We start from the raw sequence: 22,369 nt of genomic DNA, 5'->3' as shown, positions 1-22,369 counted from the left end.
TGGAGCCCTATGCCAGCAACCGCGTCGGCGGCAGCCTGATCGTCGTCGACCCCAGCAGCAACCGCACCAGCGGCGCCTTGTTGGTGCGCTGAACCAAACTCATGAGCATGGTTGAAATGACACCTATCAAATTACACCCTCTATCGACGCCGTTTACCTTGTGGTTGACTGGCCTTTCAGGTGCAGGGAAGTCAACTTTGGCAAATTCTCTGGCAGTGGCATCGCGGGTTGCTACTCGACCCATCTTTGTGCTCGATGGCGATGTCTTGCGAGCGGGACTTTGCAGGGATCTCGGGTTCTCCGCCTCGGACAGGCACGAAAACGTACGCAGGGTCGCAGAAGTTGCGCGGCTGATGAACGAAGCTGGAGTCACCGTGGCATGCGCTTTGATTTCACCAATGGTTGCCGACCGTGCGCAAGCGCGCGCGATTGTGGGCGAACACCGATTCATTGAGATCCATGTCGCTACTCCATTGGCTGCCTGCGAAGCTCGAGATCCAAAAGGGCTCTACAAGAGAGCCAGAGCCGGTGAGTTGAAACAGTTCACGGGCATTTCGTCGGTATACGAGGCGCCTCCCAATCCAGCGCTCACCTTGGATACTTCGACGATAGGCCTTGGCGAGTGTGTTGAACGTGTGTTCGACTGTCTAGCAACCTTCAATCTGGCTGCGCTGGATCGCTAAATTGGATTCCGTTCGCTGAGACAGTGGCGCGCGACCGCCTCGGCATGGAGGCGCAATTCAGGCACTGCTGTCGCTTCCCAATGTTGAGATTTTAATAGAGGGCCGGCGTAGTAGAGACCTTCTTGCGGGGTTCCGGAAGAGTCCAGTAGCCTGTAGGCGGCATCGACTTTGACGCCGAGGCCGAGCGAGCAAGGCAATAGCATTTGCTGACGGTCAAGCGCGCTGAATAGCTTTGACCTGTCGTCGGCGATGCGGCTGGAAGGTCCTGAGCAGTTCAAGATCCGATCAACGATGAGATCGTGCACCTGCTGGTTCTTCCGGTCACGCCAACGCAGGCGAACCCGTTTGCCTTCTGTTTCGGAGTGGAGGATGCGTCCTGCTGCAATAGTCAGTTTGCCACTCTCCGCGGCATGCTTCATTGAGCGAATCGATGCTGGAGCAGCTCGATGGCGGTGGGTATCCCACAAGATCTGGGCATGGCGGAGAAACTGTGCGCGCTCTCGCTCTGGCAGCGCTTGCCAAAGCTGCGGCGTCTTAGCGCGAATAGCTACCCAGACATCGCGCCAATCAAAACCATCTGCAACGGCTTGTGCAGCTGCACGCCGGACCTGCCTGAATAGATGCCGCAGCTCGGCGGGCATTGGCCAAGGTCCTGATGGCAGCCAACCTGGCGGGGGAAGCTCGTTGCTGCGATGGGCTAAAGGAACTAGACCGCGCCGCGAGAGAGCCAGAACCGGTCCACGGTGCCCGCCATCTCGAAGCGATACCAACACGTCCAGCATGGTCAGCCCGGTGCCGATGATGCAAACGCCGGCGTCAGTTGAAAGGCTATCGTAGGCATCAGGTTGCCAAGGGTCGGCAACGTAGTTTTGCTTAGGCAATGCGTCGAGACTGTGGTGCGGGGATTTCGGGGCAAAGTTACCCAAGGCCAGAATCACACGATCTGCAGTCAGCCACCTCCCTTCACTTGTCCAAAGGGCGAATTTCTCTCCGACCGCCTTTTGGATTCTTAGCACCGTTTCATGCTTAGACTGCCATAGCAAATCTGAGCGATGCTGCAGATGCGCGTTGAGCGTGTCATTGAGGTAGTCGCCGTAGTAGCTGCGCCGCACGAAGTCATGGCCGTGGAAAGTCTGGCCTTGGTTTTGTAACCAGTTGAAAAAGTCGTTAGGTTGCTCGGCAGTCCAGCTCATCCGCGCAACTGGAACATTCAGTAGATGGTTTGGTGAGCGTGTGCCATAGGCAAGGCCGCGAGCGATCGCACCTCCTGAGTTCAGCATTGTCAATTCAGTGCCGCTCTCCGCATTGCGAAGTAAATGGCAGGCGACCGCAGTCCCCACAAACCCGCCGCCGACGATCACGATTCGCATTCTTAATTTGGCGTTTCCGTAGTGCGCCTTCCTCCATTGGCTATTTTCTATGCTGGGTGCAGACGGGCAATGTCGAAGGCTGATAAAAAGTCGAGCATGCTTGCGTGCGGCCCATTACAGGGCGTTCGTCTAGGGGAAAACCTCCGCTTTCAACTTTTTTTGGGCTTTTGGCAAGCTGTTGCGTTCCTTTTTTGCAACAGCCATCTTGAATGCGTGCAATTTCAGGTTCAGCTCTTGCAAAAGGCCGTATTTGCCTCTGCTATGCTCCAGTCCAACCTATTTAGACATGCGCCGGGAAAGGGAGCATGGCGAAGTGGGGATAGCGCAAGGAACAAGTGTTTCCAATGGGCTTGGGTGAAGCGAGACTGGCGACTGACTCGGCAACCTCGGTTACATTGACGCCCTGAAATGCAGTTGCATAGAATGGGTGAGCGCTGATCGTGCGCTGATTCGCAAATCAATGCGTTCATGTTCCAACAATTTGTGGAGAATCCTTTAATGAAAAAGTTCACTGTCAAGGCAATCGCCGTAGCGCTGGCATCGGTTTGCGGATCGGCTGCTTTCGCTGGTGCAATCACTTCTCCGGCTGCTTCTTCGGAAACGAAGTACGCTGTTGAAAGCCTGATCAACACGACGGACATCACGGCTCCCGCCATCGTTTACACGATGGGCGTTTCCCGTACGACTGCTCAAGACTTCACTGTCATCCTGACACCGTCGGCTGGTGCTACGTTCACTTCTGGTAGCTGCGCAACGGCACTGCCGGTTATCGGCGGTGCAGGTGCTGCTACCGTGTCCCAGAAGCGCTCGAGCTCCACTGAGTGCGCCTATGAAGTGGACGTGACGACTGCTTTCACGACCGCGACAACCCTGACCTTCACTGGTCTGGTGTATGACACTCACACCCTGGCCACTGCTGGCAACACTGCTGGCGTGACGATCGCTTTGAAGGATCTGGGTGAGACCGCCTTCATCGACAACACCGGTTCGCTGTCGCGCAATGTGGCAATCTCCGGCAACGCCCTTCGCTTGGTTGCTACCGCTGACACAGCCACCAAGGCTGACGTCAATGACGAAAACGGCCCGTTGTTCGGTTTCGTGACCGTTGGTGACGACGTTAATGCCGTCGCCAAGGCCTCTTTTAGCATCCTCAACAACGTGACCAGTGGCCCGTGGTTGAAGCCGGATGGCACGACGTCGTGGGACTTCGTCAATGATGGCACCGACATCGATGTGACGGTTGCCGGTAACTTCCAGGGCCTGTTGGCCAATGGCTTCTTGGCAACGACCGGCAACGGTACTGACCCGGTTGTTACCGCGACTGCGGCTGGCACTACTGCCACTTTCACGATCGTTCCGTCGAACGTGACAGGTGTTAACACAACGACGACCGTTACTACAACGTTCACAAGCGCACGCAACGCGTCGCTGGGTACTTCGCGTACCTTTGGCGTGTCTGCTGTTGGTGATGTGGTGACTGGCGCTGACGTGGCTCTGTCGGGCAGCTCGGGCTGGTGGGTGTGGGGCGCTAACGCATCGCAGCTGATGACGCCGTACTTCACGACGAACAATCTGTATCTGTCGCGCTTCTTCTTCCTGAACACCAGCGGCGCCGCAGTGAGCTACAGCGCTGCTTGCTACGGTGAGACCGGCAATGTCGTGACGATCAATTCGAATGCTCTGCCGAACGGTGGTCTGCTGAGCAACGGCCAGACTGCACTGAATGCAGGCGACATCTGCTCCTTCTCTGGTAACACCCGCGGCGCGATCATCTTCACGGTGAACGCTCCGATCAACACCGTGAAGGGCACTTACCAGGCTGTGAACCCGGGCACCGGCGACAACATCGTCACCCCGCTGACCCGTCCGTACAACCAAGCCAACACGACCGAGTAATCGGAAGTCAGGCTGGTATGAAAGGGCGCCTTCGGGCGCCCTTTTTTCGTTTGCGCATCTTGCGGGTGTGCCGGGTGTGTAGCATGGCTCGCAGCTCATGGATAATGTGAGTTGTTGCTGGTGCCTCGATCTCATTGTGTTTTGTCATGACGAATAGAAAACTCTGCTCCCCCGTCGCTCGTCCCCGTGGCTTTACGCTGCTGGAAATGTTGGTGGTTCTGGTCATCATTGGCTTGCTTGCTGGTTTGGTAGGCCCCCGGCTTTTCAGCAAGGTGGATCAGTCCAAGATCACAACGGCGACGACTCAAATAAAGCTGCTGCGCGGAGCGATTGAGAACATCCGAATGGATATTGGTCGATATCCCACGGTTGAGGAGGGGTTGAGCTTGCTCACCAAGGCTCCGAGCGACGCGGCTTTGGCTGCGCGTTGGCGCGGCCCGTATTTGGACGATGTCGTGCCGCTGGATCCCTGGGCGAAGCCGTATCAGTACGGCATCCCTGGGCGTGACAACCAGGGTTTTGCCCTGTATTCATTTGGTGCGGATGGGCAGTTGGGCGGTGAGGGCGACGCCAAGGAGATTGGCGTGTTGCCTGCTCAGTGATGGCGGCTGTTGCGCGCTCGAAGGGCTTCACGCTATTGGAGCTATTGGTCGTGCTTGTACTGGTGGCTGCAGTAACAGGGCTTGTGGCGCCTCGTGCCAGCAACTGGTTGGATGCGACTCAAGCTCGAGGCTGGCGTTCCGACCTCAGGGCTCATATCGCCGCTTTGCCTGTCAAGGCTTTTTTGGCCGGTGAATCTTTGCGTGTGGACGCTGCCGAACTACAAGCGAGGCTGCCTGCGCCGGTGGAATGGGGGGTGCTCCATTTGGATGCCCCCCTTCAGTACAGTGCCATGGGTGTCGCAACGGGTGGGCGTGTGGAGTTGCGAAGAGGATCTACCCGAGAGGTTTGGGTGGTTCAGCCTGTCACGGGTGAGTTGGTGGATGTGGATGGCCAGTAGCCTTGATGTGCGGGGGGCAGTCTTTGCTCGACGCTCGCCTCGAGTGGCCGCCATTCGGGGCTTTGGTCTCCTGGAGGCCATTGTCGCCGTGGTCATTCTTGGGACATCGGGTTTGATGCTTTTCTCCTGGCTTGGTCAGAATCTGGCTACAGCGTCGCGTGTCAAGGACGCTGAGGATCGAGCTCGGTTGCAGCTGGAGGCAGTCGCTTGGCTCTCTAGCCTAAATCCTGCGATGGAGTCCGATGGTGAGCGACTTGTCGGTGGGATTCGCGTGCGCTGGCGCAGCACACTGGTGGAGCCGATGCGCAATGAAGCTGGTTTTGGTGGGGAGTTCTTGCCCCAATGGCAGCTCGGGCTATACCGTGTCGATGTTCAGGCGGGCCGTTCGGAAGGGGTGGCAGAAGTTTCATGGCAGCAAACGATTGTCGGATGGAGGCAGCTTGGTGCAGCTGCAAGCGCAACCGAAGCGTCCCTGCTCCGACAATGAGTCGGCGGCGGCCTGCCGTGGCTCTTGGTTCGGTGTGTGGCAGGCGTGGCGGTGGCTTCACCCTGATCGAAATGCTGGTCACCCTGTTGATCGTCTCGATGATCTCGACCCTGCTTTGGCAAGCCATGCAGCAAGTATTTCGGGTCGAGCGGATTCTTCAGAGCTCAGGTGCCGAGGCGCAGGTGAAAATTGTGCACCGCGAATGGCTGCGCAGCCTTATTGAGTCGACTTTGCCGGGCCCGTTGAATGCTCCATCATTTCGTGGGAACGCTTCCGAGGTGTGGTTGATCAGTGCTGAATCACCTGAAATTCCTGGTCTCGGCTCAGGGCAGTTGCATCTGACCATGCGTCAGGATCCGCGTACCCAAATTCAAAGTCTAGTTGTGCAAGTCGCTGAGGATTCGTCTGCGCGAAGCGACGCCTTCCAATCCCGCGGGCAGAAGATCACGTTGATGAGTTGGGTGGGGCCGGCAGCTAGCTTCAAGTATCTCAATGAGAAGCGCCAATGGCTTGATGAGTGGCGACCGTCCGAGGCGGGGTTGCCCAATCGCCTGCCGAGGGCTGTGCGAATCGACTTTGGCTCGGATGTTGGTGGCCCCTTGATTGCTGCGATTGCGAATACCGAACTGCCTCGCTTGAGGCGCGCCGACTGGGAGAGGCAATGAATTTGCGGAGGGCGGGGCGTAGCTGCAAAGTGTCGCCAGGAGGCGAGCAAGGCTATGTCCTCCTGATGGTGATCGCCTCGTTGGCTGTTATAGCCTTTGTGGCGCTTCGATTTGCAGAGCGAATAGACCAGTTGCGGAGCAATGCGGTGGCATTCACCAGCTACGCAACAGCCAAGTCTCAGGCTGCGAGTGCGCAAGCAGCAGCTTTGTATTGGCTGGCAACGCGGCCTGTGTTGCCCTCGGGTAGGGGTGAAGGCGCGGCTTACTTGCGCGCAGACGGTCGCTGGTATGCCATGCCGACAGGGGCGCGTATCAGTGTTCAAGATCAGCGTGGATTGTTGTCGCTGAACGCGCCCAATCGCCAGGTACTGCTTTCACTGTTGATCCAGGATGGGCTGGATGTTGAGCTTGCGCAGGCTCATTTGGATGTGCTTGAGGACTACATCGATACCGATGATCTTCGGCGCCTGAATGGGGCTGAACAGAGCGACTATGCCGCCAAGGGTTTGAATCCTCCGCGAAATGACTGGATGTTGTCGGTGCATGAACTTGAAAGCATGCCTTTGTGGCGGGACGATAGAGATCGCTTGCGGCGGTTAGTTCCAGTTTTTACCGTCGCGGTTTCGAAGATTTTCAATCCGAATACAGCCTCACCTGAAGCGTTGAGGGCGGTTTTTGGCGGCAACTCACAGCAGCAACTTGAGTTGCTGCTCGAACTGCGAAAAGCTGATTTGCTGCGAAACGGAGCGGAGGCCGCTCGTGCCACAGGCCTTCCGCTGGACCGCGACGACAATCTGTTGTTCTTCCCAGGGCGGGATTTCCGCTTGACCACATGGGCGCCAGGTATGCCGAGATCGCTTGAGTACAATGTCCGGCTGAGTCCCAGTGCAGCGTCTGGGCCCTGGATCATCACCGAGCAGCACTCAGCAAGCAGACCCAGTCAACACAATGAACCTTTCGCTGCGCCTCCTTTTCCTCTTTCCCTGGCTGCAGGCGAATCACCATTCTCGCCGAGCCCATTTGCTCCGTGATCAATTCCGGCCGGCAGCGACTCGCTCGTTGGGATCACAGTCGGTGGTTTTGGCACGAAGTCGTTGCCGCTTGAAGTGGTTCAGGTTAAGCGGGGTCCCAGAGAGCGAGCGCTTGGCCGCGTTGCGCATGCAAGCGCAGGGGTGGCAGCCGTTTGAATCGACTTCCTATTGGTGCTGCCTTGAGGGTGAATCGGGCTTGGTTCTGGCTTGGGATCGAGATCAGGCGTACAGGGATGTTTCGCCTTTCATGGAGGATCCCGCCCGGGTTCGGTTCTTGCCTGAGCCCATGTTGCGTTCACCTGGGCAGGATGGCATTCGTCTGCTGCGCTGTCTCGAAGGGGTTGAGGCGCAGGTTTGGCACAAGGGTTGGCTGGTGGCCAGTCGTTGGTGGGTTGAGCTGCCGACGGATCAAGAGTGGCGCTTGTTTCTGCATGCAGGGGGAGGGGGGCTGCTTACTGAGGCTGACACGCACTCACCGCAGCTCGGGGATGTTGAATGGGTCGACCGGCCTTGGTCCACACTTCGAAGTCCGGACAGAGAGTCGCATCAGAATTTAGGTTTAGAGCGACGAGTCGTTTCGATTGCAGCTTTGGCGCTTACTGTAGGAATTGCAGCGGTCGGCCGGCAGCTTTGGGATTTAAACCAATCCATTGTCCAGCGAGAGGAATCGTTGGCTTCGTTGCGCGACTCGGCGGCAGAAGTGCTTTCGAGTCGCGATCGTGCACTCAAGAGTGCATCCCAGGCTCAGCAACTCGCAACTTGGCTGGGTGAGCCCCTTCCCATCGAGGTCATCGGGCATTTGCATGACACTCTGAGCAAGTCTGGTGTTCAGATCAAAGAAATGGACCTGACTGGCAGTAAGTTGCGCATAGGGCTCCAACTGTCTTCTCAGGCAACACGGGCAGCAGTTGTTCGCGACCTTCAGGCTGGTGGATGGTTCAAGGGGGTTTCGGAGACCACTGGCAATAGCGGCGGTACCGGGTTGATGGTGCTTGACATGACCATTGATGGACTGCGGCCACCGCCGCAGGGCCCTAAGGCCATGACAGTTGCTGCGGACTCGCCATCCCCGGCGCGGGTTTCGGGAAGCACAAAATGACTCAAGGGTCTGGGGTGTCAATGGTTTTGCGGGAGCTGAAAAGCCAATGGCAAGCGTCAGTGCGTTTGCGGATTGGCGGGTGGCTGGTCCTTCTGATTCTTGCTCTTTACGGCATGCAGGAGGGCCTTGATCTCATCGAAAGAAGGCGCGACCAGCTTAGCGCCTTGGATGCAGAAGTGAGCCGACTTCGCTCCTTGACCAAGGAGCGTGAATGGCCGGAGCGCGCTGGCGAAGCTGCCAAGCGGCAAGTCGCGATGGCCAGTATGGCTTGGTCGGAGTCCGACCTCAGTTTGTCCGAGGCGGCCTTTCAAGATTGGTTGCGCACCGTGCCAGCAAAGTTGGGGTTGATTACCCGGAGCTTGGTCATGGCGCGAATGGACGGCAGTAAAGCGGGGTCCGACATCCCGCAGTTGGCTGCCAATGCCAACTTGGCATCTGGGACGAATCCGCCTCCAGGGTTTGTTGTTCTGAAGGCCAGGGTGAATTTCGAGCTTCAGCGCGCGCCATTGATGGTTTTTTTGGCTGAGTGCGCGCGCAGTGAGCGATCGGTTGTGGTGGAAAGAATGGCTGTTCGAACCCAGAGTCAGCCGCCCACAGTGGAGCTGGATTTGAGAGTTCTGGCGCGGAAGAGCGAGGTCAAGCCGTGAGCCGAACGAAGCTGAAAACAGGCGCTGCACTTCTAGCCGCCGCTTCGCTGGGTTGGTTCTTGGCGCCTGGCGGGGATCAGGCAAGCGCTCTTGTTCAAGCTAGGCGTGACCCATGGGTTTTGGCTGAACTCCCCCGAAAGCCTGACCTGGTGGGTGTTGGCTTGGCGATGGTAACCTCGCCGATTTTTGGCCAGGAACTGCAGGCCACTGGTGCTGTTTCGGCACCAGAAAATTTGCGTTGGCGGATTTCGGGGGTCTTCCAGCGCGGGACAGAAAAAAGTGTACTGGTCAGTTTTCTTGCGCCCGGAAAGCAAGACATAAAGCTTCGCGTGGGCGAGTCCCTCCCCAGTGGTCACAAGATTGTCAAGATTGAAGACAGCGAGGTCTGTGTGCAGATAGGCAAGAAGGCTTACCGTTTGGGAGTTGAGTACCGTGAGTAAGTGCGAGAGAAGAAGGGGCTTTCTAGGCGCCGCACATGAGTTTTGGCGCTTCAGCCCTCGTGTGCGACCGATAGCACTTGTTTCTAGTGTGTGGATGCTAAGTGCCTGCGCAGCCGTGAGTCCGAAGATTCCGGCTCCATTGTTGCCGCCACCGGTTCTCGGTGTGGCTTCCGTGGAAGATGCTGCAGATCGCGTTCCGCGAGAAATAAAGGTGACGACGGCGCCGTCCGCGCCTTCCGCTCTGGCTCCCAAATCAACAGAAGCGTTGGTACCCACGAGCAAGCCGGGTGAGGATGTAGTTGCAGCGGTCAATCTGCAGCAAGTGGCGCTCCCTGCGTTTATTCAAATTCTTTATGCGGAAGTATTGAAAAAAACGGTGAATTTGCACCCTGCCGTGACTTCAAGGCAAGATTTGGTGACATTTCGCACGGGCGGCGGGCAGTCAGCGGAGCAACTGGAACTTGCTGTTCGGCTGCTTCTAAAAAGCTATGGATTGTCGGCAATTGAGGTCGGCGGCTTGGTCCGAGTGCTTCCAGACAACGCGGCGCTAGGCGACCTCCCGAGCATTCGTTACGGCGCTGCGCGGCCTGATACTCCTTTGCCATTGCGCCCGGTGTTCCACCTTGTTCAGTTGGAATCAGTGCGTCAGACCGATGTCACCAATTGGTTGCGGACCATGTTTGGCGAGCGGGTCAAAGTGCAGGAAGACGCTGGCCGCAATGCCGTCCTGATCAGTGGCAATCCAGACAATGTGAAGGCAGCTCTGGAAGCAATCAATGCCTTAGACCAACCGGCCATGAAGGGCCGGGCTAGCATGGCCTTGGCCCCTGCCTATTGGTCGTCGGATGAGCTTGCTCGGAGGCTTGCTGATTTGCTGGGGGCAGAGGGATATGCAGTGCAGCCGGTGGGGCAGCCCATCACACCGGGTGCGTCACGATTTCCTGTGATCTTGCTGCCAATCTCGGCCTTGAACTCTGTTTACGTTTTCGCCTCCAGTGATGCAGTGCTCGAACATGTGGCGAACTGGGCGAGGACTTTGGATAAGCCCAATGAGCGAGGCATCGGGAAGAACTTTTTTTCGTATACCGTCAAGCACAAAGATGCTGAATTGCTTGCGCAAACACTGGACCGAGTTTTGTCTGGCACCCGCGGCACGGCGAATTCCGGCACAGTTCAAACGCCTGCGAGCGGGCAAGCACAGACTCCAGCTACGACCAAGTTGGCTTCCGTTGTGGTCGATAAGTCGACCAATATGTTGATATTCCAGGCGAATCCGGATGAGTATGGGCAAATCATTTCCTTGCTGCAGACTCTTGACCGACCCACCAAAGCCGCTTTGATTGAAGTGACAGTTGCTGAATTGGCTTTGAACGACAGCAGTCAACTCGGCGTTGAGTGGTTGGCGACACACGCCATGAACAGCGGTGCTCAAATCATTGGAGGTACCAGCGGAGGCTTGGCTATCGGCTCGGCAGGAGCGACTTTTCGTGTGTTGGATACCGTTGGCGGTGTGCGAGCTGTGCTGAACGCATTGGCTTCAAACAACCGGGCTACTATTTTGTCCAGCCCGCGTGTCATGGCTCGTAACGGAGAGACTGCCACGATTCAGGTTGGGCAGGAGGTACCAATCATCACCAGTCAGCAGTCGACCGGAGTTGCACCTGGTACCAACAATTCTGGCTTGTTGCAGACTGTGCAGTACAGAAGCACGGGTGTTATTTTGAAGGTTAAGCCGGTAATACATTCCGGCGACCAGGTCGATCTCGATGTCACGCAAGAGGTGAGTCAGGCGCTCGCAACTGAGACTGGCGTTTCGAGCTCGCCTACCTTTACGACGCGCAAGGTGGATACCAAGTTGACACTCAAGAACGGCACCACGGTGTTGCTGGGCGGACTGATTTCCGAGGACTCCTCACAGGGGTCAGCTGGCATTCCTTTCCTCAAAGATATTCCAGTCATTGGCGGCTTGTTCAGTAAGCAAACTGGCAGTGGTGGGCGTCGTGAGTTGATCGTCCTGATCACGCCGTACATCGCCAATGATTCACACGATGCCGAGAGCATTACCGAGGCCTTCCGCAAGTCCTTGGGTTCCTGGGCAGGCAAAGCTGCCCCGGGTGAGAAGATCGGCAGCCCGTATAGCAGCACAGTTATGCCTGCGCCGCCTGCATCGGCGCCGGGCAACGAAGGGGTTGCTCGCTGATGCAGGGGCAAGCGCAATCTCCAGCGAGCAGTATCCAGTTGCTCGGGCAAATGCTGCTCGAGCGCAATTTGCTTCGTCCCGCCGATTTGCAAGCCGGCCTTAGCTATCAAACGGTGCATGGTGGCCTGCTGGGTGCGGTGTTGATGCGCATGGGGGCGATCACATCAGACAGCCTTTATCCAGTGCTCGCGGAGCAGCTGGGCTTGAGTTTGGTGCGAACAGGTGATTTGGATGAGTTGGCACTTCGTGCTGCGTTGCTTGCGCTAGGCCCCATCGCTCACCGCATCTTGGACCAAGCGGTTTTGCCTTGGCAGGATGAGGCGGGACATTGGCATTTGGCCAGTGCAGATCCGTTGCAGGCGGATCTTTGTGAGAGCATGGCCGAACTGGACATTGGCCGAGAAGTGTTCTGGCACCTGATACCGGAGGCAGATTTCGCACAGTGGCAGCAACGCCTCATGCATGCCGAACTCGTGTCGCAGGCGCTGGATGTGCGAGCCCTGCGCGAGTTGGCAGAAGATGCGCCGGTAATCGCGTTGGTCAACAATCTCGTCGCGCAGGCGGTGGAGGCACGGGCGTCTGACATTCATTTGGAGCCAGGTGAACGAGAGTTTGAGGTTCGCTTGCGTATCGACGGTGTGCTGCATCTGCGCCAGACCCTGGGCATGGATCGCTACCCGGCTGTGGCTTCGCGCATCAAACTGATTGCCGGCATCGACATTGCTGAGCGCCGACTGCCGCAAGACGGTCGAATTTCGATGCGCGCTGCCGGTACCGAAATCGATGTGCGGGTCTCCTCCATTCCGGCCGTGTTTGGTGAATCTATCGTGATGCGCCTGCTGCCCAAGCGCCGGAGTGACCTGTCGCTTGACCGACTGGGCATGCGCCCGGTGCAACTGGCCACCTTTAAGCGATGGCTTGGAATGCCAAACGGCCTGGTGTTGGTGACGGGCCCTACCGGTTCCGGCAAAAGCACAACGCTCTATTCCGCGCTGGCGGCGACCAACGATTTCACTCGCAAGATCGTGACCGTAGAGGATCCGGTCGAGTTCCGCCTGCCGCATGTGATCCAGGTGCAGACCCAGGCTGACATCGGCTACACCTTTGCAAAGGCGCTGCGGGCCTTTCTGCGCCATGATCCCGACGTCATCATGATCGGTGAAATCCGTGATCGTGAAACGGCTGAAATTGCCATTCAGTCCGCATTGACTGGCCATTTGGTGCTGGCTACTTTGCACACCAACGATGCGTTGTCGGCCATCACCCGCCTTGTGGACATGGGTGTCGAGCCGTTTTTGGTGGCGGCTGCCTTGCGTGCTGTGATAGCTCAGCGCCTGGTCCGCCGCCTGTGTGAGAGCTGTTCCGAGGCAAGTGACGCGCCGGCCGCCCTTACCGAGGCTGCCCTGCAATTAGCACTTGACGACGCGGCCTCCGACGGCATTCGCAGCGACGACCTGCCACGCTGGCGGCGCCCGATCGGCTGCTCGGCCTGCGAGCAGACCGGCTTCCGCGGGCGCGTTGGAATCTATGAAATGCTCACCCTCGGACCTGAATTGCAGCACGCGGTTGCCCAGGGCGAATCAATGGAGACGATTGGAGTCTTGGCCCATCAGCAGGGACGACGTAGCCTTGAGCAAGAGGGTGTGCTGAAGACAGCGACAGGTGTCAGCACCCTCGATGAAGTGCTGCGCGCAACCGGCGGGACGATCGGCGACTGAGCGACCAGATGCAATTCGAGTATGTATCCCGAGATATAGCCGGCCAAGAGCGCAGAGGGGTGGTCGTTGCTGATGATGAAGGTGCGGCTGTTCGGCAGCTGGGCAGCGAAGGACTGACCCCGGTGAAACTGACACTCGTAGGCGCGCAACAGCAGCGTTCTGCTTCAGTTGCTCGAAAGCGCGTCAATGCTGGCGACCAGACCTTGTTGCTGCGTGAGCTTGCCACGCTACTCGGCGCTGGCGTGTCGCTGGGCGACGCCTTGCCCAGCTTGGCACAGGCCTATGTGGGCCAGTCACTCGGACCGGTGCTAGAAGATTTGCATGCCCATGTGCGCGGTGGCGGGCGGCTCTCTGAAGCGCTTGGTGATCCGCGTTTGCGCTTGCCAGCGTTTGCTGTAGCACTGGCGCTGGCCGGAGAGGCCAGCGGACAACTGGCGCGAGCCTTGTCCGAAGCGGCCGACCAGCTGGAGTTGGACCGCAAAGTGGCAGAGGATCTGCGCAGCGCCTTGATTTACCCGAGCGTGCTGGTTACTGCAGGCTCCTTGGCCGTTTTCATTATCTTTGTCGGCGTGGTGCCGCGCTTTGCATCACTGATCCGAGGTTCGCGGGCCAATGTGCCGGAGTTGTCGCGGTGGGTCATCGAGTCTGGTCTCTACGTGAGGGGGCATTTGCTGGAGTTTGGTATCGGCTTTGCGGCACTTTCCGCGCTGATCGCCTATGGACTCAGCCAGGATGCTTTGCGCCACCGGTTGCTGCAATTGCTGATGAAGACGCCTGGCATTGGCCCTTGGTTGGTGCAGAGTGAGATCGGTCGCTGGGCGACGGTGTTGGGTACTTTGCTGTCCAACCGTGTACCTATCATTGATGCACTCGGGATTTCGGCCGGTGTACTGAAGTTGGATCAGCTCCGCTCCGGGTTGGAGCGTGCATCGCGGGGGCTCCAGCAGGGCCTGACCTTGACTGCGGCGCTAGAGTCGCAAGCTTGGTTTCCTCCATCGCGTTTGAATTTGATCCGGGTGGGCGAACGCTCAGGTGAATTGCCTAAGATGCTGCTTGCGTTGGGACACAGTCAGACCGATACCGCACGGTTGATGCAGCGCCGCCTACTGACTTTGATTGAACCCGTGGCGATCCTGCTGATTGGCGCTGTCATCGGTGTGGTGATGGTGGCTGTGATGATGGCGATCACCAGCTTGAATACGGTGGCGGTCTAGAACCCTTGGTACGAGGGGTTGCCCGACAACGCCTTAGTTCAGTAAAGCTGCGATGCTTTGCGCGGCAATGTCGTTCCCTCGCGGAGAGACATGCGCGAAATCGATGTAGAGCAAATCGCTGCCGTCGAACGCCATTGTTAGGTCCGTGTAGGCGATGCCCGCCTGCTGAAGTTGGCGCTTGATTTCCGGGTAGACAGCGTCGTATTGCGCGCGTAGGGCCTTGTTTGCCAGCACGTCGGGCATGTGATCAAGCTTTGGCGAGCCGGTAAAGGCGATCGGCTGGAGGACGGCAACAAAGTGCCCTCCGCGACTTTCGACAAGATGGCGTGCGAGCATCCAGTCCATCACCAGCGATGAAGCAATAAGCTTGCGTTTGGCCTCGTTGTTAACACAGTCATAGCCGCTGTCTTGTTGGTCACTCGCTGACAGCGATCGATAGCCGCGACCAAGTATTTCCTGAATAGGCTCAATGAGTTGCGCGCTCAAGCGGGTGCTGCGCATACGCTCGCGGATGGTCGCTTCATGAAAGGTGGAATAAAAATTCAATTCGGTGCGGCACTTGATCACCACCTCATTGGCACCGTCATAGAAAACAACATGCTTTGGGCGGCCGCCGAGCAGATAACTCTTTGCTAACAAGTTGTAGCTTTGGTGCGCGGTGTAGGCAGATTCACCAAAATTGAATACTGAGCGCTGGGTGTGCGCTTGAAGACGCGCAGGGATTGTGTGCGCATCGCTAGCTCCCGGCCCCCAAATCGTTGAACCTCCAAATACCCAGATATCCGCCAACTGACGTTTGGGTGCGCCGGGGTGCTGTCGATACCCCTCGCTGTCGATATTGATCGTCTCGCCAGCAAATGGCGCCCGCCGCCAGCCAATATAGTCCTGATACAGGCTCGACAAACCGCTGAACTCGCGGAAATGTTGGGCCGCCCAATCGATTCCCTGGTAATTGGGCAACTCGGCGCGTCGGTCCCGCACCAAGCCAAGCGCGCGACTGGTGAGCTGGTAGCCATCAAACACCAACGGGGGAATCAGCACCAAGGCCACCAGCAGCAGCACAAGAACCCAAAGATTGATGAGAAACGTTCGCATGGGAGATTTGTTTTGTGAGCGAAGCCCAGCGTCGGTGCCCGTACATTTCGACGGCGGCAGCATCAACGCTTGCGCCCGATCATGATGAACAGGCCGCCATCGGCCCCACCGCTGGCCAGCATGTTGAATTCGGTCATGAATCGACTCAACTTTGATCCTGCCGAGCGCTTGGCAAATAGGCCTTCATTGGTGGAAAAATTGGAGCCATCCAGGTGCGGAATGCCGTTCACGAAGTCGACACCGTAGCGCTCAAACCAGCCCAGTACCTCGTCCATCGAGTGCTTCGTTTCATGGGGGTGCCGGTATTGATCCATGAACCAGGCTTTGACCCGCTCTGGCTGGCTGCCCCAATCTCTCAGGCGTGGGTCAAGAAAATAGAGCTTGGGGCCGAGCGCGCGAAACAAGGCTCGCTTCCAGAGTGTCGGCAATCGACCCTGTGAGTTGTACAGCCCAATGATGATGTGCCCACCGGGTTTTAGCTTGGCCAGGATAGACCTGAACCCGCCTTCGCAATCTCCGGTGTGGTGAAGTACGCCATTGGAAATGACGAGATCGAAGCTGTTGTCTTGAAACGGCGGCCTGAACAGATTGAACTGCAGGAAGGCCACGTTGCGGATTTCGTGTTGATCAGCGAATCCTTTGGCCAGTCGCAGAGAGTTCAGGCACATGTCGCCGGCAATAACCCGACGGCGCCAGGACATTCCGAGAAAGTTGCTCAGCTGCCCTGTGCCGCAACCCGCCTCCAGAACCAGCGAGCCCTCCGGAAGTTGTTCATCAAGCAGGGCGGCAAACACGCCACGTCTGGCCTTGTTTGACAGGCTTGTGCGCGAATCAAAGCCGTCGTAATTGGGGAATGGCGTCTCTTCGTAGAATGACTTCACCAGCTCCGTTACGTCACCCTGGAATGAGGCATCATTGGGTGCAAAAAGGCTGGGAATGCCATCAGTCATTGGCACCGCTCGTCCTGAATCGGCAAGTACGAAGCCGCCCTCGTGCGCCAGCACACGCTCTCCTGACACGGGGTCACGGAGCAGCGCGGCCAACTCTTCAAGCAAGGCCCCAGCTTGAGGTCGAGGCTCCCTCATGGCCACGGCGAGTGCAGCATTTTCAACTTGCAAGGCAAAATCCTTTATTTTTTCATGTCCAATCACACCTTCGTCGGCAACGTTGCGGACAAGGTTAGGAGCAATCATAGTGACCCACGAACAGACCCGTGATGAAGACGGCAGCGCCAGTGCGTCTGATCGCGCTTTTGGACTGGTGATGGCAGCCGTTTTCCTGATCATTGCTTCCGCCCCGCTGTGGTTTGGGGGGGCTTGGCGCATCTGGGCACTGTTCGTGGTCGCGATCTTGGTGGGCGCTGCAGCAGTCGCTCCGTCCTTGCTGGCGCCGTTGAACCGGCTTTGGTCAGCGTTCGGTGAGGTACTGCGCAAACTGACGACGCCGCTGATCTTGGCATTTATCTTTTTTGTGGTGCTCACGCCGATCGGCCTGTTGATGCGCCTCTTGGGCAAAGACCTGTTGCGGCTGCGCTTCGATCGGGCTGCACCAAGTTATTGGCTTAGCCGCACACCACCTGGCCCGCCGCCCGAATCTTTCAAAGACCAGTTCTAAGTTCTCAGCATGAACCTTTTGATCCAGTTGTGGCGCTATATGCGTGCCCGTCGTAAGTATTGGCTGCTCCCGGTATTCATCGTGATGCTGTTGCTCGGCGCCTTATTGGTGCTGGCCAAGGGTTCGGCGGTTGCGCCGTTCATTTACACCATTTTCTGAATTGAGTACCCTTTGAAGATACTTGGTCTGTCGGCCTTTTACCATGACAGCGCCGCCGCCCTGATTATTGATGGCGAGATAGTTGCTGCGGCCCAGGAAGAACGTTTCACGCGACGTAAGCATGACGCGGCCTTTCCGTCTCACGCCATTAAATATTGCCTCGAGACGGCCGGCATCGGGCTCGATGACGTCGACCATATTGCCTTCTATGACAAGCCGCTGCTCAAGTTTGAGCGCTTGCTGGAAACCTATCTTGCGTTTGCTCCGCGGGGCTTCAAATCCTTTAGCCAAGCTATTCCGATATGGCTGCGCGAGAAACTGTTTCTTGGCGATTTGCTGCGCAAGGAACTGCAGCCGCTTGGTACCCGTAAGATCAGCGCCGACAGGGTCTTGTTCATCGAGCATCATCTCAGCCATGCGGCTAGTGCGTTCTATGCCTCTCCGTTCGAGGAGGCTGCTGTCTTGACCATAGATGGCGTCGGTGAATGGGCGACCACCACCCTGGCCCATGGCCGCGGCCGTGATTTGCAAGTGATTCGCGAGATTCACTTTCCGCATTCGGTGGGCCTGCTCTATGCTGCATTCACCTACTACCTCGGATTCAAGGTGAATTCAGGGGAGTACAAACTCATGGGGCTGGCGCCGTATGGCGAGCCGAAGTTCGCTGCGCTGATCCGCCAGCACCTGATCGACATCAAAGCGGACGGCACCTTTCGGCTCGACATGCAGTACTTCGACTACTGCACCGGCCTGACCATGACCAACAATCGCTTCGATGCGTTGTTTGGTGGCCCGCCAAGGGCCGCAGAGTCGCCGTTGACACAGCATCACATGGACTTGGCGGCGTCCATCCAACAAGTGATCGAAGAAGTGGTCGTGAAGCTGGCGCGTTCGGTGGCCGAAACCACGGGGCTGAAGAATCTGTGCCTTGCCGGCGGCGTGGCCCTGAACTGCGTGGCCAACGGCAAGATCCTTCGGGATGGTGCTTTTGATGGCTTGTGGGTCCAGCCTGCTGCTGGCGACGCTGGTGGTTCACTCGGTGCGGCCCTGGCGGGTTACCACTTCTACAAGGGGCAACCGCGCTTGCAGCCGGCCGATGGCGTCGACCACATGAAGGGGGCGTTACTCGGTCCTAGCTATAGCCTGCACGAGTGCGAAGAGCGCCTCAGGGCTGCCGGTGCTAGGTTCACGGTGCTGGACGATGACGCGATCCTTGATGCCTGCGCCCAGGCGCTGGCCGAGGGGAAGGCTGTCGGTTGGTTCCAGGGGCGCATGGAGTTTGGGCCTCGTGCGCTCGGTGGCCGCTCCATCTTGGGTGACCCGCGTTCACCAGCCATGCAGTCGGCGCTCAACCTGAAGATCAAGTATCGGGAGTCGTTCCGCCCGTTCGCGCCCTCCGTGCTGTGCGAGCGCGCTAAAGACTGGTTCGAGCTCGAGCACGAGAGCCCTTACATGCTTCTTGTCGCGGACGTTGCACCGAGCCGGCTCCGCGATCTTGCGAGCACCGAAGCCGGTTTGACTGGACTCGACAAGCTGCAGGCCAACCGCTCGCAGATCCCTGCCGTCACTCATGTCGACAACTCGGCGCGTGTGCAGACGGTGGATGCCGGCACGAGTCCGCGCTATCACGCGCTGATCAGCCGGTTCGAGGCCCTGACGGGCTGCCCGGTGCTGGTCAACACGAGTTTCAATGTGCGCGGCGAACCCCTGGTCTGCACGCCGGAGGACGCTTTCAGGTGCTTTATGGGCACTGAACTGGACGTGTTATTTGTGGAGAACTGCGTGTTGATGCGTGACGACCAGAGCCCGGCGCTGCGCGTCAGGTATTCCGGCGATCTCGCGCCCGATTGACGGTAGACGGGCGTTGACGCTATCTGGACAGGGCTCAAGCTTTGAGCTGGAACTGGTCCATGATGGCGCGTTGGGCTGACTCGAGCCGTGCAACGGCCGCCTGTGCCGCCGCAGGGAGGTGCCCCGCATAGCGATCAACGCGGCCCTCGCGTGTGCGTGCGATGGCCTGATCCAGCGCTGGTGTTTGAATCGCAGTCGTAAACCTCAGTCTTGCCCACAGCGCAGTGATCGTTTCTGCGGGCGAGTCCAGCAACTGCTGGCTATCAACCACCGCCCATTGCTGTGCCGGCAGCGTCTCTGAGCACCAGTCCAGGGCTTGTGCGGCCTGGTCAAAGGCCGCGGCCAGGAAGTGATCCAGATCCCCCATAGCCATTTGGCTGAGCCCGTAGCTGGCGCACATCTGCGACCACATTTTGCGATTGGAGTGAAACACGTCCTGCGGCTTGCGCGCCATCCAGATGACACGTGCCCCGGGAAAGTGTCTGAGCAAGGCGGGCAAACGGAAGCTGTGGTTAGGCGATTTCAGGATGAGGGGTAGGCCGGCCCGGTTGCCGTTGGCTGCAGTGGCGCGCAGAAAGTCCTCCCAATCGGCCATCCAGGCGTAGTTACTCAGCCAGTAAGCCGGATCGAGCGTGTGCGCCAGTGCCGGAAAGCGGTGAGGCATCCAGAACGCGCGGTAGGCGGAGTCGTGCCCCATGCCGAGCAGGGCGAACTCGTCCTCCTGTGGCGAGTCGCGGTGGATGGGGAGGCCGTCCATCGGACGGCTCAAGGCCGCGTTCTTCTTCCCGGACATGCCGGTCAGTCGAAATGCGCAGGGGTCCATGCATTGCCAGGTCCGTGGAGTGGGGTACGCTGAGGCGGCGGTCAGCAACTCATGCATCACCGTGGTACCACTGCGCCAGGGACCGACGATAAAGATGGGGTCGGGCAGTGGTACCTGACCGGAAGCATCAACCACTTCAAGGTGCCTGCTCAGTCGATGGTTGACGCCACCCCAGTGAGCTTGCCAGGATAATTTGGCCCGGGTGGTCAGCGGCAGGGTTTGCCAGCTTGGGTCCTCACGCAGCCAGTGCAGCAGAGCTGGCGAAATCGTCAGCTTGCCAGAGCTTCCGTTCATGGTCTGGTCACCATGCCGGGCCTGCGCGCTTCTGCTGCTTTGACGCGCTCTTGCAGCAGGCTTTTCATCTGGGCAGCAAGTTCGGGCTGCTGGGCCGCGAGATTGGTCTTCTCGCCGGGGTCCACATCCAGGTCGAAAAGCTGCAGTTCACCCGATGCAAGGTTCCAAATTAGCTTGCTGCTGCCTTTGATCACGGCATAGTGTCCGTTGGTGATAGCCTGGAATCGGCTTTGCCGTTCCATCGTCATTGAGAACACGGCTTGATCCGAAATCGCCTCGCCGTTGAGCATGGGGCGCAATGATCGCCCTTCGGCATGCGGTAGGGCTGGTGCGCCTACGATATCGAGGATGGTGGGCGCCAGATCAGCCATGCTTACTGGCTGAGCAATATGTCGTGTGGTGTTCTGGCCAGGCAGCTTGAACACCAGCGGAACTTTGATCAACGCGTTGTGCAGCAGTGGGCCCGCATGACCAAGGAACCCATGCTCGAAAGACTCACCGTGATCCGAGCTCACGATGATCACGGCATTGTCCAAACGACCGCGAGCCTCGAGGTCCCGTAGAAAGAGGCCTAGCTCGGCGTCCGCTGCCATGATGGCTTCCCGGTAGCGCAGGCGGTGCTTGTCCACAAGCGGTTGCAGCGGCGCCGGGTAGGCAATATTGTCGGGTAACAGGTCCTGCCAGCGTTCAAGCTCGCCTTTCGGCAGCAGTCGGTACTTGGTGCTAGCGGGTGGCAAATATGGGGAGTGGGGTGGCAAGGTGTGCACCCAGACAAACAAGGGCTGCCCGGCTTTTGCCTCATCAATCAGGTTCAGCGCTGCGGCATAACTGCGGTGTGATTCGTAGGGACTTTGTTGTCCGTGAGTCTGTACATCCAGCGCCCCCAAAAAAGACGCCGTTGCAGCCACTAGTTTGGGTAAGGCCGTGTCCGGAAACATGGTCACAGCATCACGAACCACGTTGCCCACCAATGTGGTGTGCACCAGCACGTTACTGTCGTAAGCCGTGTGAGTGCCGCGATGCAGCGGGCTGGCGAGCAGGTTGTCCGTCACCATGTGGGTGCCATAGCCGGCTTGCTGCAGGATCTTCGCCATTGACTGCGAGCGCAAGCCATGCGCCATCTTTGCATCTGGTTGTGTTGCAAAATGTGACCAGGGAAGGGCGGCAGTTTCTATCGTCGAGATGGTGGGGGTGGTGAAGTTGGAGCTGGCGTAAAGGTTGCCAAAGCAGCTGCCGCGTTTTGCGAAACGACGCAGCTCCGGCATGTAGGTGGGCCCATCGCCACAAACGTTGGCATCACTGGCGGCGAGGGTGTCAAGGGTGATGAGGAAAATGTCGGGGCGGTCCCGCTGCTGGCTTGGACCCGCGCCTCCTGCCTGCTCGCCCCGCCAATACACCACCGGCGGGAATGCAGTAGTCAGTAGTATGGCTGTCAACACCAGTAGCGCCGTGGCATGTCGCAGCGCCCAGAGTCGATCGGCTGCGGCGTTCAGCAGGCGTACAGCGCCGACCCGGCGCATCAGTAGACTCACACCCAAGGCCAGCAATCCGACCGCAAGTAAACGCAATTCGGGCGTGACTACATAGGTGATTTGAGTGATGGCGCGGATCCACAGCCACACCGTGCGCCCGAATTGCCAAGCGCACATCCAGCCCACAGTCAGCAGCAAAACACCCCAGGTCGTTGTCGACTGATGGCGCTTGGGCAGCACGCATGCGACCAAGCGGCCGACCAGTAGCGCGAAGGACGTTAGCGCTGCGGCAGGTAGGATCGCGAGCAGACAGAGCAGAGCCAGATCTTGCGCGACCTCAAGCCCGCTTGCAACAAACACCAGTCCATCGATCAGTTGGATCACTGACAAAGGCAGCGCCAGGGTAGCGATGGCGGTGAGCGCGCAAACGAAAAGAGCCCATGCAGTGGGCTCCCTGAGTACAGGCGTTCCTGCTTGCGCTCGATATCTGTCTCTCATCATTCGAACGGGCGACCGGTTAACCGGCACCAAAAGCGCCGAACCTGGTGACCAATCCAGCGACGAAGAAACATCCATGCGCCAATCGCAGCGGCAAAGACGGGTGCCAGCAG

20 protein-coding genes and 1 pseudogene are annotated in these 22,369 nt (G+C 58.3%); 16 read left to right on the top strand and 5 right to left on the bottom strand.

Annotation, left to right across the window (positions count from 1 at the left end; all coding sequences use genetic code 11):
• Positions 1-101 precede the first annotated feature (101 nt).
• The gene (cysC, locus tag LNV28_RS22335) at positions 102-683 is read left to right on the top strand and encodes an adenylyl-sulfate kinase (RefSeq protein ID WP_263520354.1); all 582 of its coding nucleotides are present in this window, start codon (positions 102-104) and stop codon (positions 681-683) included.
• Here the strand turns inward: cysC and LNV28_RS22330 are convergent.
• Positions 680-2,053, bottom strand: coding sequence for an FAD/NAD(P)-binding protein (locus tag LNV28_RS22330; RefSeq protein WP_263520353.1), 1,374 nt, complete (start codon positions 2,051-2,053; stop codon positions 680-682). The genes cysC and LNV28_RS22330 overlap by 4 nt on opposite strands.
• A gap of 468 nt (positions 2,054-2,521) precedes the next feature.
• Here LNV28_RS22330 and LNV28_RS22325 point away from each other — a divergent pair, with 468 nt between their 5' ends.
• The 12 genes and pseudogenes from LNV28_RS22325 (at position 2,522) to LNV28_RS22280 (ending at position 14,450) form a co-directional block, all read left to right on the top strand.
• Entirely contained in the window at positions 2,522-3,949 is a 1,428-nt protein-coding gene (locus tag LNV28_RS22325; RefSeq protein ID WP_263520352.1) for a hypothetical protein, read from the top strand.
• 146 nt (positions 3,950-4,095) lie between these two features.
• Positions 4,096-4,551 carry a type II secretion system major pseudopilin GspG gene (gene gspG / locus LNV28_RS22320; protein WP_263520351.1) on the top strand — a complete coding sequence of 152 codons (456 nt, stop codon included), beginning with the start codon at positions 4,096-4,098 and terminating at the stop codon, positions 4,549-4,551.
• Complete coding sequence (locus LNV28_RS25245; protein ID WP_411970013.1) at positions 4,551-4,949, top strand: prepilin-type N-terminal cleavage/methylation domain-containing protein; 399 nt, start codon at positions 4,551-4,553, stop codon at positions 4,947-4,949. The genes gspG and LNV28_RS25245 overlap by 1 nt, the downstream gene beginning before the upstream one ends.
• Before the next feature lie 342 nt (positions 4,950-5,291).
• Positions 5,292-6,101, top strand: a complete 810-nt coding sequence (locus LNV28_RS22315) for a PulJ/GspJ family protein (RefSeq protein WP_318013891.1) — start codon at positions 5,292-5,294, stop codon at positions 6,099-6,101.
• 65 nt (positions 6,102-6,166) lie between these two features.
• Entirely contained in the window at positions 6,167-7,132 is a 966-nt protein-coding gene (locus LNV28_RS22310) for a general secretion pathway protein GspK (protein ID WP_263520350.1), read from the top strand.
• Positions 7,133-7,244: 112 nt separating this feature from the next.
• The gene (locus LNV28_RS22305; RefSeq protein ID WP_263520349.1) at positions 7,245-8,231 is read left to right on the top strand and encodes a hypothetical protein; all 987 of its coding nucleotides are present in this window, start codon (positions 7,245-7,247) and stop codon (positions 8,229-8,231) included.
• Positions 8,228-8,878, top strand: coding sequence for a hypothetical protein (locus tag LNV28_RS22300; RefSeq protein ID WP_263520348.1), 651 nt, complete (start codon positions 8,228-8,230; stop codon positions 8,876-8,878). The genes LNV28_RS22305 and LNV28_RS22300 overlap by 4 nt, the downstream gene beginning before the upstream one ends.
• On the top strand, positions 8,875-9,318 hold the full coding sequence (locus LNV28_RS22295) for a hypothetical protein (RefSeq protein ID WP_263520347.1): 444 nt from the start codon (positions 8,875-8,877) through the stop codon (positions 9,316-9,318). The genes LNV28_RS22300 and LNV28_RS22295 overlap by 4 nt, the downstream gene beginning before the upstream one ends.
• Before the next feature lie 115 nt (positions 9,319-9,433).
• Positions 9,434-11,518, top strand: a complete 2,085-nt coding sequence (locus LNV28_RS22290) for a secretin GspD/PilQ domain-containing protein (protein ID WP_263520346.1) — start codon at positions 9,434-9,436, stop codon at positions 11,516-11,518.
• A gap of 50 nt (positions 11,519-11,568) precedes the next feature.
• Positions 11,569-13,236: a GspE/PulE family protein gene (locus tag LNV28_RS22285; protein WP_263520345.1), complete on the top strand. Its 1,668-nt coding sequence runs from the start codon at positions 11,569-11,571 to the stop codon at positions 13,234-13,236.
• A gap of 8 nt (positions 13,237-13,244) precedes the next feature.
• Positions 13,245-13,355 (top strand): annotated as a pseudogene (locus LNV28_RS25265) (hypothetical protein); the annotation flags it as partial.
• Between the two features lie 3 nt (positions 13,356-13,358).
• The gene (locus LNV28_RS22280) at positions 13,359-14,450 is read left to right on the top strand and encodes a type II secretion system F family protein (RefSeq protein WP_263520344.1); all 1,092 of its coding nucleotides are present in this window, start codon (positions 13,359-13,361) and stop codon (positions 14,448-14,450) included.
• A 33-nt stretch (positions 14,451-14,483) separates the two neighbouring features.
• Here LNV28_RS22280 and LNV28_RS22275 read toward each other — a convergent pair whose 3' ends face one another.
• Positions 14,484-15,545 (bottom strand): alginate O-acetyltransferase AlgX-related protein, encoded by a 1,062-nt coding sequence (locus tag LNV28_RS22275; protein ID WP_263520343.1) that lies wholly within the window; start codon positions 15,543-15,545, stop codon positions 14,484-14,486.
• Between the two features lie 62 nt (positions 15,546-15,607).
• On the bottom strand, positions 15,608-16,738 hold the full coding sequence (locus LNV28_RS22270) for a class I SAM-dependent methyltransferase (RefSeq protein WP_263520342.1): 1,131 nt from the start codon (positions 16,736-16,738) through the stop codon (positions 15,608-15,610).
• Between the two features lies 1 nt (position 16,739).
• Between LNV28_RS22270 and LNV28_RS22265 the strand changes: the two genes are divergently transcribed.
• The 3 genes from LNV28_RS22265 to LNV28_RS22255 are packed head-to-tail and all read left to right on the top strand — an operon-like array spanning position 16,740 to position 19,169.
• Entirely contained in the window at positions 16,740-17,159 is a 420-nt protein-coding gene (locus LNV28_RS22265) for an SxtJ family membrane protein (RefSeq protein WP_263520341.1), read from the top strand.
• A 9-nt stretch (positions 17,160-17,168) separates the two neighbouring features.
• The gene (locus LNV28_RS22260; protein WP_263520340.1) at positions 17,169-17,318 is read left to right on the top strand and encodes a DUF5989 family protein; all 150 of its coding nucleotides are present in this window, start codon (positions 17,169-17,171) and stop codon (positions 17,316-17,318) included.
• 12 nt (positions 17,319-17,330) lie between these two features.
• Complete coding sequence (locus LNV28_RS22255) at positions 17,331-19,169, top strand: carbamoyltransferase family protein (RefSeq protein ID WP_263520339.1); 1,839 nt, start codon at positions 17,331-17,333, stop codon at positions 19,167-19,169.
• A 34-nt stretch (positions 19,170-19,203) separates the two neighbouring features.
• On the opposite strand, the gene LNV28_RS22250 is transcribed toward LNV28_RS22255, so the two are convergent.
• Complete coding sequence (locus tag LNV28_RS22250) at positions 19,204-20,286, bottom strand: sulfotransferase family protein (RefSeq protein WP_263520338.1); 1,083 nt, start codon at positions 20,284-20,286, stop codon at positions 19,204-19,206.
• A complete protein-coding gene (locus LNV28_RS22245; RefSeq protein ID WP_263520337.1) occupies positions 20,283-22,334 on the bottom strand; it encodes a sulfatase family protein in 2,052 nt (683 codons plus the stop codon). Before LNV28_RS22245 ends, LNV28_RS22250 begins: the two co-directional genes overlap by 4 nt.
• Positions 22,335-22,369 lie beyond the last annotated feature (35 nt).

Origin of the sequence: Paucibacter sp. DJ2R-2 (genome assembly GCF_025717675.1) — a bacterium.
In the GTDB taxonomy this organism is placed as follows: Bacteria; Pseudomonadota; Gammaproteobacteria; order Burkholderiales; family Burkholderiaceae_C; genus Paucibacter_A.
The sequence above is the reverse complement of the archived record's forward strand: the minus strand, read 5'-3'. Positions and strand labels throughout refer to the sequence as shown.